This window comes from Micromonospora sp. NPDC049580, assembly GCF_040675595.1.
Classification (GTDB): domain Bacteria; phylum Actinomycetota; class Actinomycetes; order Mycobacteriales; family Micromonosporaceae; genus Micromonospora.
The window spans coordinates 1-11,431 of the sequence record NZ_JBFAPG010000167.1 but is presented as its reverse complement, the minus strand read 5'-3'; the positions used below and the strand labels follow the sequence as shown (position 1 = coordinate 11,431).

9 protein-coding genes are annotated in these 11,431 nt (G+C 72.0%); 5 read left to right on the top strand and 4 right to left on the bottom strand.

Features of this window, described 5'->3' with window-relative positions:
• Nucleotides 1–75 precede the first annotated feature (75 nt).
• The gene (locus tag AB0J68_RS15990) at nt 76–441 is read left to right on the top strand and encodes a DUF4233 domain-containing protein (protein WP_363939102.1); all 366 of its coding nucleotides are present in this window, start codon (nt 76–78) and stop codon (nt 439–441) included.
• A gap of 42 nt (nt 442–483) precedes the next feature.
• Here the strand turns inward: AB0J68_RS15990 and AB0J68_RS15985 are convergent, their stop codons facing one another.
• Nucleotides 484–2,022, bottom strand: a complete 1,539-nt coding sequence (locus AB0J68_RS15985) for a VOC family protein (RefSeq protein ID WP_354862412.1) — start codon at nt 2,020–2,022, stop codon at nt 484–486.
• A 142-nt stretch (nt 2,023–2,164) separates the two neighbouring features.
• Between AB0J68_RS15985 and ndk the strand changes: the two genes are divergently transcribed.
• A complete protein-coding gene (gene ndk, locus AB0J68_RS15980) occupies nt 2,165–2,590 on the top strand; it encodes a nucleoside-diphosphate kinase (protein WP_363939100.1) in 426 nt (141 codons plus the stop codon).
• An 18-nt stretch (nt 2,591–2,608) separates the two neighbouring features.
• On the opposite strand, the gene sigJ is transcribed toward ndk, so the two are convergent.
• The 3 genes from sigJ to AB0J68_RS15965 form a co-directional block, all read right to left on the bottom strand.
• Nucleotides 2,609–3,484 carry an RNA polymerase sigma factor SigJ gene (gene sigJ / locus AB0J68_RS15975; protein ID WP_363939099.1) on the bottom strand — a complete coding sequence of 292 codons (876 nt, stop codon included), beginning with the start codon at nt 3,482–3,484 and terminating at the stop codon, nt 2,609–2,611.
• The gene (locus AB0J68_RS15970) at nt 3,481–3,924 is read right to left on the bottom strand and encodes a carboxymuconolactone decarboxylase family protein (protein WP_354862407.1); all 444 of its coding nucleotides are present in this window, start codon (nt 3,922–3,924) and stop codon (nt 3,481–3,483) included. Before AB0J68_RS15970 ends, sigJ begins: the two co-directional genes overlap by 4 nt.
• 79 nt (nt 3,925–4,003) lie before the next feature.
• Nucleotides 4,004–5,173, bottom strand: a complete 1,170-nt coding sequence (locus tag AB0J68_RS15965; protein WP_355135360.1) for an acyltransferase — start codon at nt 5,171–5,173, stop codon at nt 4,004–4,006.
• Between the two features lie 174 nt (nt 5,174–5,347).
• Between AB0J68_RS15965 and AB0J68_RS15960 the strand changes: the two genes are divergently transcribed.
• From AB0J68_RS15960 to AB0J68_RS15950, 3 genes are all read left to right on the top strand, one after another.
• A complete protein-coding gene (locus AB0J68_RS15960; protein ID WP_363939098.1) occupies nt 5,348–6,898 on the top strand; it encodes an alkaline phosphatase D family protein in 1,551 nt (516 codons plus the stop codon).
• A gap of 401 nt (nt 6,899–7,299) precedes the next feature.
• The gene (gene ileS / locus AB0J68_RS15955; RefSeq protein ID WP_363939096.1) at nt 7,300–10,446 is read left to right on the top strand and encodes an isoleucine--tRNA ligase; all 3,147 of its coding nucleotides are present in this window, start codon (nt 7,300–7,302) and stop codon (nt 10,444–10,446) included.
• A 98-nt stretch (nt 10,447–10,544) separates the two neighbouring features.
• On the top strand, nt 10,545–11,234 hold the full coding sequence (locus tag AB0J68_RS15950) for a lysophospholipid acyltransferase family protein (protein ID WP_354857892.1): 690 nt from the start codon (nt 10,545–10,547) through the stop codon (nt 11,232–11,234).
• Nucleotides 11,235–11,431 lie beyond the last annotated feature (197 nt).

The window sequence follows — 11,431 nt, the reverse complement described above, 5'->3', positions numbered from 1 at the left end:
CCGTCGGGCGGCCAGGCGGGCTCGTCGCGCGGCGAGGCGGGCTCGGTTACCGAGCAGGGCGCGGCCGGATCGTCAGTGGGGGAGTCGGAGGCCGGGCAGCCGCGGCGGTCCGGGCTGCGCAACCCGGAGCGGGCGGTACGCGGCCTGGGCGCTGGGACGCTCAGCCTGGAGGCGCTGGTGCTGCTGCTGGCCATCCAGCCGATCCGGGTGGTCGGTGGCGACCTCGGCGGGGCCGCGATCGCGGCGGTGGTGGCCCTGGCGGTTGCCGCCGTCCTGCTCGCCGGCATGATGCGCCGCCCCTGGGCCTGGCACGCCGGCACCGTGCTGCAGGGCCTGCTGATGCTGGCCGGTCTGCTGCACTGGTCGCTGTTCGTGCTGGGCATCATCTTCGCCCTGGTCTGGGCGTACGCGCTGCACGTCCGCCGGGTCATCCTCGGCTGACACGCCGACTCGTCCGGCGATGCTCCGGGAGGACCGGCCGGGTCAGGCGTCGGCGCGTTCGCGCCACTGGGTGAGGGCGATGCCGTGGCCGTCCGGGTCCCGGAAGGCAGCCGCCCACACCTCCAGCCTGCTGCCCCGGTTGACCACCCGGGGCGCGTACGTGAAGCGGACCCCGGAATCGCGCAGCCGGCCGTACGCCGCCTCGATGTCGTCCACCTCGAGGTTGACGTGCACCAGTCGGCGGCTGATCGGCGCCGCCCCGGTCACCTCGCGCAGCACCAGCCGGGTCGTGCCGAAGGCGAGCACGGCGTTGCCGGCGCCCTGGTCGACCTCGCTGAAGCCGAGCATGTCGCGGTAGAAGCCGAGCGACCGGGACAGGTCGGTGACCAGCAGGGTCAGGCCGACACCGCTGATCGGGCCGGCCGGATCAGTCGCGGACGCGCCGTCGTACCCGAAGATCGCCTCGTCCAGGTCCTCGGCGGTGACGGTCTCGCGGGCCTTTCCGGTCGGGGCCGGATCGTCCAGCGGCAGGTCCAGCGGGTCCAGCGGATCCATGGCGACCGGGCCGGTGCGCTGCGCCGGAGGTGGATCGACGCGCGGCGCGGCGGGCGGGTCGAGGCGGGCCTCGGCGGTCGCGGGCCGGTCGTCGGGCGCCGGGTCGACGCGGTCGTCGGGTTGGTCGACGCGGTCGTCGATCGGGGCGAGCGGGTCCGCGCCGGGCTGGTCGAAGTGCTCCTCCGCCGGTGGGCGCGGTGCGGGGGTGGCCCGTCGGGGCAGCCCTGCGCCGGGCTGCGGCTCGACGACGACGCCTTCGAGCACCACCGGGCCGCCCGGGCTCTGGCTCATCACCACCGGCTCGCGCTCGTCGGGCGCGACCGCCGGGTCGTCGCGCAGCGGGTCGGGGCCGCGCGGGTCACGGAACACCTCGGGGCCGCGTGGGTCACGGAACGGGTCACCGTCGCGGGCGTCGCGGAAGGGGTCGCCGTCGCGGCCACGCGGGTCGAGGAACCCCTCGCTGTCGCGCGCGTCCCGGAAGTCGTCGTCCGTCGCGCGGTCGGCCCACGGCGGGGCGTCCTGCTGGATGAGCACGTCGTCCACGGCGTCGATGTCGCCGAACTCCGGTGGGAGGTCGGCGACGGCCGCCGCGGTCTCGGCGTGGGTGGGCACCTCGTCCCAGAGAACCTTGACGTGCCGCTGGTCGTCCAACGCGACCCGGATCGGCAGGGTCTGACCCAGCGACGGCCACTTCGAGACCGGCACCCGCGGCTCGATGATCTTCTTGGATCGGGGCGGCAGACCGGGCGCGTCGATGACCAGTTGCAGCTCGCACCGGCCGAACGCGTACTGGGTGGGTGGTTCGGAGGCGCTGTGCACGTGCGCCACGCCGACCACCCAGGTGCGCCCGCCGCCGCGTACGGTAGCCAGCGCGATCGCCAGCACCAGCAGGGCGACCCCGAGGGCCACGATGGCCCAGCTGGTCATGCCCAGCCCGAAGAGGACGACGAAGGTGGCCACGGTGCCGAGCACCGTGCCGATGAGCTTGCGTACCGGCGCGATGGGCCGGTTCCCGCCATTCGCCACAGTGGACCTCCCGGGGGTCAGGGCCAGGCTAGGCCGGATCGGCCACCGGGGGAAAGACCGGCCGCCGCGCCGGCGCCGGGACCGGGTCGCTAGGCTGACCGTACCGATCCCAAGCGTTCCGCGCGTACAGGAGGAACCCAGCGTGTCCAGCAACAGCCCGGATGAGCGCAGCCTCGTGCTGATCAAGCCCGACGCGGTCCGCCGCGGCCTGGTCGGCGAGGTCCTCTCCCGCTTCGAGCGCAAGGGGCTGCGGATCGACGCGATGGTGCACCGGACGATGGACGCCGCGCTGGCCGACGCGCACTACGCCGAGCACGTCGACAAGGCGTTCTACCCGCCGCTGAAGAACTTCATGACCGGTGGCCCGCTGGTCGCCCTGGTGCTCTCCGGCGACCAGGTCATCGACGTGGTCCGTGGGCTGGTCGGCGCGACCGACGGCCGCAGGGCCGCCGCCGGCACGATCCGGGGCGACCTGTCGCTGTCCAACCGGGAGAACCTGGTACACGCCTCCGACTCGACGGACAGCGCCAAGCGCGAGATCGGGCTCTGGTTCCCCGAGCTGAGCTGAGCTGACGGCGCCGGGGGTTCAGTCGACCGGCGGCAGCTTCTCCGGGTTGCCCACGACGTAGATCCCGGTGATCCGGCCGGCTGCGGCGGTGACCGTCAGCGTGTACCGGCCGCCGTCGGAGCGGGTGAGCAGGATGGCGGGTTCGCCGTTCAACTCCAGCCGACGCGCCGCCCACTCGCGGCGTGGGCCGTAGATCCCGGCGTAGAACCGGGCGACCCGGTCCGCGCCCCGCAGCGGGTTGCGGGCGGAACGCACCCGGCCGCCGCCGTCGTTCCACGCCGTGACGTCCGCGGCCACCAGACTGGTGAGCGTCGCCAGGTCCCCGTTCCGGGCGGCGGCGAGGAACGCCTCCAGCAGCCGCTCACGCTCCGAGCGGCTGGCGGTGAAGCGGCGGCGCTCCTGGCGTACCCGCGTGGCCGCCCGGTGGTGCAGCTGCCGACAGTCCTCGGGGGTCCGGTCCAGGATCCCCGCGATCTCGGCGTACGGCAGGTCGAACGCGGTGTGCAGGACGTACACCGCGCGCTCCGGCGGGGTGAGCCGCTCCAGCACGTGCAGCAGGGCGGTGGACAGCGAGTCGCGCAGCTCCGCGCGGTCCAGCGGGCCGAACGGCGAGGGCTCGGTCGGCACCGGCTCGGGCAGCCACGGCCCGACGTAGGTCTCGCGGGCCGCCTGCCGGGCCCGCAGCCGGTCCATCGCCAGCCGGGTGACCACCCGGGACAGGTAGCGGCGCGGCTCGGCCACGGTGGCGCGGTCCACGCCCAGCCACCGCAGGTACGCCTCCTGGAGCACGTCCTCCGCGTCGTGCCGGCTGCCGAGCAGGCGGTAGGCGAGCCCGAGCAGCATCGGCCGGTGCGTCTGGAGCGCACCGGCCGCCTCTGCCGCCTCGGTCGTCACACCTGCGCCGGGGGCTCCGTGTGCGTGGTCACGGCGATACGATTCCACACGTTGATTGTGGCGATCGCGAGGACCAGATCGGCCAGTTCCTTCTCCGGCCAGACCTTCGCTGCGGCGTCCCACACCTCGTCCGACACCCCGTGCTCGCCGAGCCGGGTCACCGCGTCGGTGAGCGCCAGCGCGGTCTGCTCCCGCTCGTCGAAGAACGACAGCGCCTCCCGCCAGGCGGCCACCGCGAACAGCCGCCGGCTCGACTCGCCGGCGGCGAGGGCGTCGCGGCTGTGCATGTCCACGCAGAACGCGCAGCCGTTCAGCATCGACGCCCGCAGCTTGACCAGCTCCAGCACGGTGTGGTCGACGTTCGCCTGGACGTACTTCTCCAGGCCCGACACGGCCTGGTATCCCTGCGGCGCGACCTCGAAGAGCCTCATTCGTTGCATGACCAACTCCCTGTTCGATCCGACACCGCAACGACGGTTCGACCGGGGCGTGCCGTGACAACCGCGGTGGTGACCCCGGTCACGCGTGGCGGTGGGCCCGGCCGGAGGCCGTCGGAACGGTGTCGGCCAGCACCTCGCGCGGGCGGGGGATCCGGGGGCTGTCATCGACGGTGTCCACCGGTCGGTCGTCGTCGCGCGACGCGGGCCGCGCGACGCGGGCGGCGAGCCGCCGCCCCACCCCGATCGCGGGTAGCTCGACCCACCGGTAGAGCACGTCCGCGAGGATCAGCCCCACCACCACGGCGCCCACGAAGATGACGGTGCCGTGGCGCCCCCTCGTGGGCAGCAACCCGATCGCCACCCCTGCCGCGATGGACTGGACCAGGTACATCGAGTACGACCGTTCGCCGACGAAGACCAGTGGACGAAGCGCCAGTACGCGCGCGAGGAGGCTGCGCGACAGCAGGGCCGGCAGCAGCAGGGCGGCCGCCGCGGCGTAGCTGCCGATCAGCGCCTCCGGGCCGAGCCGGGCCGGCCAGTACCGCACGGCCACCTGGACCGCGACGAAGGCCATGATCACCGCGCTGGCCGTGATCGGGTGGGTCAGCGGCCGGAGCAGGGCGAAGCCCCGGGGGTGCTGCATGATCACGGCGATGAGGCAGCCGAGCAGGATCGCCACGTAGTGGATCGGCCAGCTCAGCCACGCGATCTCCGGCGGGATCAACGCGACGAGGAGCACGAGCAGGCCGAGAGTGACGGCCAGTCGGCGGCGGAAGACGGTGGTCACCAGCACGAACGCGATCGCCGGCCAGAACAGGTAGAACTTCTGCTCGATCCCGATCGTCCAGGAGTGCAGGTACGGGGCGCCGGCCGGCAGGAAGTCGTTGAGCAGGAGCAGGTAGTACGCCAGCGAGCGTTCCACCGCGTCGGCCGTGCCGCTGAGCCGGGCCAGTGCCCAGGTCAGGAAGAGCACCAGCAGGTACACCGGCATGATCCGGAAGAACCGCCGCAGGTAGAACGCGCGCAGTGAGACCCGCCCGTACCGGTGCTCCTCCCGCAGCAGCAGCGTGGTGATCAGGAAACCGGAGAGCACGAAGAACAGGTGGACGCCGATCCAGCCCGTCAGCCAGGCCCAGGACGGGCCACCGAAGTGGAAGGCGAAGACCATGACGGCCGCCACGGCCCGCAGGCCGTCCAGGGCGGGAAAGCGTCGCATGGCCTGGAACTCGTCGTAATCGAGCGGACGCACCGGCGAAGTTTGCGCGAGCCCGCCAACGGGGTCAAGCGGCGACCGTCGTCCAGAGCGGAGCGTCCGGCCGTTCCGGCCGGACAACCGGCGTTCGGACCCCGGTCATCCGGGCCGCCGATCGCGGTCATCTCCGCCCGGTAGACCGACGGGGTCAACCCATGACCGGGAGGAAGCATGACCGAGCTTGATCGACGTACCCTGCTGCGGGCCGGCTTGGTGGCCGGGGCCGGAGTCGCCGGCGGCGCGCTGCTGGGCGGCGCCGGCGCGAACGCCGCCCCGGCCTGGCGCCCGGCGGGACGCCCCGTGCTCACCCACGGCGTGCAGAGCGGCGACGTGACCGCCGACTCGGCGCTGGTCTGGACGCGGGCCGACCGCCCGGGCCGGATGCTGGTCGAGGTGAGCCGGCGGCCCGACTTCCGGGGCGCGCGGCAGTTGCGTGGCCCGGTGCTCGGCCCGAGCGGAGACTTCACCGGCAAGGTGCGGCTGCGCGGCCTGCCGGACGCCGAGCGGCTGCACTACCGGGTCCGGGTGGAGAGTCTGGAGCGGCACGGGGTGGTCAGCGAGCCGCTGACCGGGTCGCTGACGACCGCGCCGGGCCGGCACTGGCGGCGCGACGTGAGGTTCGTCTGGACCGGGGACATCGTCGGGCAGGGCTGGGGGATCGACCCCAACTACGGCGGACTGTCGATCTTCCGGGCGATGCGGGAGGCCCGTCCGGACTTCTACCTGTGCAGCGGCGACACCGTGTACGCCGACGGCCCGCTGGTCGAGTCGGTGACCCTGCCCGACGGGCGGATCTGGCGCAACCTGGTGACCCCCGAGAAGAGCAAGGTCGCCGAGACGCTTACCGAGTACCGGGGACAGTTCGCCTACAACCTGCTCGACGCGCACCTGCGGGAGTTCGCCGCGGCGGTGCCGCAGATCAACCAGTGGGACGACCACGAGGTCCTCAACAACTGGTACCCGGGGGAGATCCTGGACGACCCGCGCTACACCGAGCAGCGGGTCGACGTGCTCGCCGCGCGGGCCAGTCAGGCATTCCACGAGTGGCTGCCCGTGCCGGACGACGGGCCGCTGTACCGGCGGATCTCGTACGGGCCGCTGCTGGACGTGTTCGTGCTCGACATGCGTACCCACAAGGACCCCAACGACGGCAACACGTACGCCGACCCGAAGCGCGGTCTGCTCGGCCGCGAGCAGCGGGAGTGGCTGATCCGGGAGCTGAAGCGCTCCACGGCGACCTGGAAGGTGATCGCCAACGACCTGCCGATCGGGGTCGTGGTGCCGGACGGTCCGGGCGCGCAGGAGGGCGTCGCGCAGGGCGACCCCGGTGCGCCGCTCGGTCGTGAGCTGGAGTTCGCCGAGGTGCTGCGGGCCACCCACCGGGCTCAGGTGACCGGCATGGTCTTCCTCACCGCCGACGTGCACTACTCCGCCGCGCACCACTACGACCCGTCCCGGGCGGCGGTCGGTGACTTCACGCCGTTCTGGGAGTTCGTCTCCGGTCCGGCGCACGCCGGCGCGTTCGGCCCGAACGCCCTGGACGGCACGTTCGGCCCGCAGGCGGTCTTCGTGCACGCCCCGCCGCGCGCCAACACCTCGCCGGCCGAGGGCTTCCAGCACTTCGGCGAGGTGTCGATCGACGGCGAGTCCGCGGCCCTGACAGTTCACCTGCGCGACCGCGACGGCGCCTCCCTCTGGAACACCACCCTCCCCGCCCCCTAACCCGCCCTCCCACCCTCCCCGCCGTCCCCTGTTGATCAAGAGGTTTGCGTCAGGATTTGGCGCGACGTTGACGAAAATCTCTTGATCAACGGAAGCATCCGCCGGGGTGGGGTGCACGCGGGATTACTCGGCGGCGGAGTGGTGGGTGGGTCTTGTATCGTTGAGCACCGTAAGGCGATGACCCGGCCATCACCGGTGAGCCTCCGGAAGAACAGCCGGGCAACCGGCCCAGTAGAACCGGACGGGTGCGGCCCGTCACAGCCGGCAAATGAGCGGGCGGTCGATCCTGACCGCCAAGCGGGGTGGTACCGCGGGCCACCCGGGAGCGCCGTCGTCGGCGTACCCGGACGGTTCGTCCTCGCAGACCCACGTTGAGTGAGCTGCGAGGAGAGCGACAGGCGATGGCCTATCCGTTGCACGACCCGACCGCCGCCGGTGTGCCGGCGAGCCCGGACCTGCCCGCGGTCGAGCGCCGGGTACTGGAGCACTGGACGGCCGACAAGACCTTCGAGGCGTCGGTCGAGGCCCGCCCCGCCGGCACCGACGGCAAGAACGAGTACGTCTTCTACGACGGCCCGCCGTTCGCCAACGGCCTGCCGCACTACGGCCACCTCTTCACCGGCTACGTCAAGGACGTGGTGCCGCGCTACCAGACCATGCGCGGTCGGCACGTCGAGCGGCGCTTCGGCTGGGACTGCCACGGCCTGCCCGCCGAGGTGGTGGCCGAGAAGCAGCTCGGCATCACCAGCAAGGCGGAGATCATCGACCTGGGCGTGGCCCGGTTCAACGAGGCCTGCCGCACCTCGGTGCTGGAGTTCACCCAGGACTGGGAGCGGTACATCAACCGGCAGGCCCGCTGGGTCGACTTCGCCAACGACTACAAGACCCTCGACCTGGACTACATGGAAAGCGTCATGTGGGCCTTCAAGACCCTGCACGACAAGGGTCTGATCTACGAGGGTTTCCGGGTGCTGGCGTACTGCTGGCGCTGCGAGACGCCGCTGTCGAACACCGAGACCCGGATGGACGACGTCTACCGGGACCGGCACGACCCCACCCTGTCGGTGTGGTTCGGGCTGACCGCCGACGAGTCCGCGCCGGAACTGGTGCGCGGGCCGGTCAAGCTGGGCGTCTGGACGACCACGCCGTGGACCCTGCCGTCGAACCTGGCGCTCGCCGTCGGCCCCGACATCGAGTACGCGGTGCTGGAACGCGACGGCGAGCGGTTCGTGGTGGGTGCCGCGCGGCTCGGGGCGTACGCCAAGGAGCTGGAGGGGTACGAGCAGGTCGGGACGGTGTACGGCCGGGACCTGGTCGGGCGCCGCTACACACCGCTGTTCGACTTCCTCGTCGAGCAGGCGGGCGAGAACGCCTACCAGGTGCTCGGCGCGGAGTTCGTCACCACCGAGGACGGCACCGGGATCGTGCACCTCGCCCCGGCGTTCGGCGAGGACGACCAGAACGTCTGCAACGCCGCCGGCATCCCCACCATCGTCACGGTGGACGACCACACCCGGTTCACCGCGCTGGTCCCGCCGTACCAGGGTGAGCAGGTCTTCGACGTCAACAAGCCGGTGATCCGCGAGCTGAAGGACCGGGGGGTGGTGCTCAAGCAGGACACCTACACCCACTCGTACCCGCACTGCTGGCGCTGCGACACCCCGCTGGTCTACAAGGCGGTGTCGTCCTGGTTCGTCGCGGTGACGCAGTTCCGGGACCGGATGGTCGAGCTGAACCAGGAGATCAACTGGACGCCCGGCCACATCAAGGACGGCTCGTTCGGCAAGTGGCTGGCCAACGCACGGGACTGGTCGATCAGCCGGAACCGGTTCTGGGGCTCCCCGATCCCGGTGTGGAAGTCCGACGACCCGAACTACCCGCGCCTGGACGTCTACGGCTCCCTCGCGGACATCGAGCGGGACTTCGGCGTACGCCTCACCGACCTGCACCGGCCGGCGGTGGACGACCTGGTCCGCCCCAACCCGGACGACCCGACCGGTCAGTCGATGATGCGTCGGGTGCCGGAGGTGCTGGACTGCTGGTTCGAGTCCGGTTCGATGCCGTTCGCCCAGGTGCACTATCCGTTCGAGAACGCGGACTGGTTCGAGCACCACTACCCGGGTGACTTCATCGTCGAGTACATCGGGCAGACCCGCGGCTGGTTCTACACGATGCACGTGCTGGCCACCGCGCTGTTCGACCGGCCGGCGTTCCGCAACTGCCTGAGCCACGGCATCCTGCTGGGCTCGGACGGGCGCAAGATGTCCAAGAGCCTGCGCAACTACCCGGACGTCTACCACGTCTTCGACGCGTACGGCTCGGACGCGATGCGGTGGATGCTGATGTCCTCGCCGGTGCTGCGCGGCGGTGACATGGCGGTCACCGAGGCGGGCATCCGTGACGCCGTCCGGCAGGTGCTGCTGCCGTTGTGGAACGTCTGGTACTTCTTCTCGCTCTACGCCAACGCGGACGGGTACCAGGCGCGGCGGCGCACCGACTCGACGCACCTGCTCGACAGGTACGTGCTGGCGAAGACGAACGAGCTGGTGTCGACGGTCGGCGCGCAGATGGACGCGTACGACATCTCCGGCGCCTGCGCCACCGTGCGGTCCTACCTGGACGCGCTGACCAACTGGTACGTGCGCCGCTCGCGGGACCGGTTCTGGTCCGGCGACGCCAACGCGTTCGACACCCTGTCGACCGTGCTGGAGACGCTCTGCCGGGTGGTGGCGCCGCTGGCGCCGCTGACCGCGGAGGAGATCTGGCGCGGGCTGACCGGGGAGCGCTCGGTGCACCTGACCGACTGGCCGGAGGCGAGCGAGTTCCCGGCCGACCACGACCTGGTCGCCGCCATGGACAACGTGCGGGCCGTGGCCTCGGCGGCGCTGTCCCTGCGCAAGGCCAAGGGTCTGCGGGTACGGCTGCCGCTGTCGAAGCTGACCGTGGCCTCGCCGGCGGCGGAGCAGCTGCGACCGTTCGCCGATCTGATCGCCGACGAGGTCAACGTGAAGGCGGTGGAGTTCAGCGCCGAGCTGGCCGCGTACTGCGAGCAGGTGTTGACCGTGGTGCCCCGGGCGCTCGGCCCGCGCGTCGGCAAGCAGGTCCAGCAGGTGATCAAGGCGGTCAAGGCGGGCGAGTGGGAGCTGGTCGACGGCGCCCCGGTGGCCGCCGGCATCACCCTGGCCGAGGGCGAGTACGAGCTGCGCCTGGTCGCCGCCGACGCCGAGCACTCCGCGCCGCTGCCCGGCGGCGAGGGCGTGGTCGTGCTGGACACCGAAGTCACCCCGGAGTTGGCCGCCGAGGGCCTGGCCCGCGACGTGGTGCGGGTGGTGCAGCAGGCCCGCCGCGACGCCGACCTGGACGTCTCCGACCGGATCGTGGTGTCGGTGTCGGCGTCCGAGGAGGTGCGCGCGGCGGTGAGCGCGTACGTCGATTTCGTCGCCGGTGAGGTGCTGGCCGACTCGATCGACTTCGCCGAGGGCCTCGACGGTTTCGCCGGCGAGGTGGGCGAGGGCGAGCGGGTTACGGTCGTCGTCCGCCGGGTGTAACGCGCGGGTAGCGGACGCCTCCCCACCTCCGTCCGGGAGGTGTGGAGGCGTCCGCTACCGTGACACCGCCTGCTCGCACCTCATCTGCCGGAGGACCAGTGCCCCTGCTCTACACCATCGGCAAGCTCACCGTGGCGCCCACGCTGCGGTTGGCGTTCCGCCCGACCGTGGAGGGTCTGGAACACGTGCCGGAGACCGGCGGCGCGATCTTCGCCGGCAACCATCTCTCGGTGGCCGACGAGCTGTTCCTCGGCACGGTGGTGCCCCGGCACCTGGCGTTCTGGGCCAAGTCGGAGTACTTCAAGGGCACCGGCGTGAAGGGCGCGTTCTCGAAGTTCGTCCTCACGGGTCTGGGCGCGATCCCGGTCGAGCGGGCCGGTGGGCGGGCCGCGCTGTCCGCGTTCGACGCCGCCATCCCGGCGTTGCAGGGTGGTGACCTGGTGGTGGTCTACCCGGAGGGCACCCGCTCCCCGGACGGCAAGCTCTACCGGGGGCGGACCGGGGCGGCCCGGCTGGCCATCTCCGCCGGTGTGCCGATCATCCCGGTCGGCACGATCGGCACGGACAAGGCTCAGCCGATCGGCGCCCGGGTGCCCCGCCCCGGCAGCGCCAAGATCACCGTCCGGTTCGGCAAGCCGCTGGACTTCACCGGTCGCCCGGACGACCGCGCCTCGCTGCGCCAGATGACCGACGAGCTGATGAGCGAGATCCAGAAGCTCACCGGCCAGGAGTACGTCCCGCGCTACGCCCCGCCGCGCGCCCACCCGGACCCGACCGGCGACGTCTGACCGGCGACGCCTGATCCGCGGGCCGGGGTCGTGTTGCCCCGGGATCTGCGGCGCTTGGCCCGCGCTGACCACGCGATGTGTGGCGCGGCGCCGGGACTGCGGCGTCTGAACCGCGCCGGGCCGGGGCCTCGGTTCTCCATGGTCCGCCATTCCCCCGCAGCGGATCGCAGTCGGGGACCTGCCAGCGGATGTGGTCG

What these genes read in the sequence shown, in the direction of transcription:
- ileS (WP_363939096.1), top strand. Translation starts at nt 7,300, where the DNA reads ATGGCCTATCCGTTGCACGACCCGACCGCCGCCGGTGTGCCGGCGAGC.
- AB0J68_RS15960 (WP_363939098.1), top strand. Translation starts at nt 5,348, where the DNA reads ATGACCGAGCTTGATCGACGTACCCTGCTGCGGGCCGGCTTGGTGGCC.
- AB0J68_RS15970 (WP_354862407.1), bottom strand. Translation starts at nt 3,924, where the DNA reads ATGCAACGAATGAGGCTCTTCGAGGTCGCGCCGCAGGGATACCAGGCC.